The 1,318-nt window shown below is 60.3% G+C and carries 1 protein-coding gene; it reads right to left on the bottom strand.

All coding sequences use genetic code 11. The features are described 5' to 3' along the window. Positions 1-22: 22 nt before the first annotated feature. Entirely contained in the window at positions 23-1,204 is a 1,182-nt protein-coding gene (locus ACFODV_RS15225) for an IS4 family transposase (protein WP_379760936.1), read from the bottom strand. Positions 1,205-1,318 lie beyond the last annotated feature (114 nt).

The following is a 1,318-nucleotide window of genomic DNA, read 5'->3' as shown; positions in this document are numbered from 1 at the left end:
GACCCTGAGGCCTCCCCACGAATTATACAGTGACCCCCAGTTCGGCTTCTTGTCGCATGAGCCGGAGGAGTCTGTCCATTCGGCCCGCGGGATAGCGGGCCAGGATGGCTTCACAGCCAAGACGCCAAAGCGAGACGCCTCGCCGTGAGCGACGCGTATTGCTTTGATAGGCCGGTGCCTTCCCCGCTCTATCGAGGGATAGGCCGCTGGCCAGGAGCCGAAAGCTAGCCAGCATGGCGATGAGAAGCAGGATCTCAATCCGGCGTGCATGTCGGGTGCCATGCAAGTTAAACGCAAACCCGAACCGCTCGCTCTTGATATCCCGAAATCCCTCCTCGATTTCCATGCGCTTGCTGTAGAGCTGCACGACCTTGGCCGCGGTATGGTGGCGGGGTGTCAGATTACTGACCAGCACCCAAGGTTCTCGGTGCCCCTTGGCCACCTTGCGGCTACGGGCAGCGCGTGACGCACTGCCGTTCTTGTTGAGGTCTTTGCGCCCTCGGTAGGGGGCACGGTACAGGTACAAACGTGTCGTCAGTGAGCGTGTCTTGGCCAGTGTGACGGAACCGCGCGCTGCTGGCTCGTGTGTCGCCAGCGGAAACAGCGATTCCAGGCGGCGCCAGTCGGATTCGCCGTCGTGCCTCAGTTGAGTTGCCCCACGCACCCGGCCGATGTAGTGCCAGCCATACGCCTCGACAGCCCGTAACCAGGGCGTCTTGAAACCGGCATCGGTGATGAGGATGGGCTTGGCCTGTGGCGGCAACATCCACGCCAGGTCAGCAAGGAGGGCCTTTTGACAGCGGGGGCAGGCGTCTTTGTGATGCACGCGTTCATAGATCGGAAACGATCGCTTCGCGAAGGGGATCGCGGCACGCAGCAGAAAATGACGCCCTCGGTCGTCGATCGGTGACCAGTCAACCAGAATGACGGGATGCCGCTGAGCACCCACGAGCAGGCGAGCGACATCCGCATAGAGCCAACGACGCTCACGCTGAAGGCGAGGGTTACCGAGCAGACGATCGACACACTTGATCGCATGCTTGGGCTGAGCCTGGCGCGGGAGCTGGCGACCGATTGCCGTCAGGGACAGGCGCTGCCCCGACAACAAGGCCTCGACGCATGTGGCGAGAGCATTGAAGCGGGCTGAATGCAGAAGGGAGGCTGAAGTCATCAGAATCCTGTGCAAGAATTGGCGCGTCTGCATGGGCTCCTCGGCATATTGTTGGTTTGGCGATTAACAACATGCCTGCCCATGCAGACTTTTTTCAATCCTAATATACTGATTTTCTTATTCTATTCGTGGGGAGGCCTCAGGGTC

The sequence above is a fragment of the Halomonas tibetensis genome (assembly GCF_042643535.1).
Taxonomy (GTDB): Bacteria; Pseudomonadota; Gammaproteobacteria; order Pseudomonadales; family Halomonadaceae; genus Halomonas; species Halomonas tibetensis.
The sequence above is the reverse complement of the archived record's forward strand: the minus strand, read 5'-3'. Positions and strand labels throughout refer to the sequence as shown.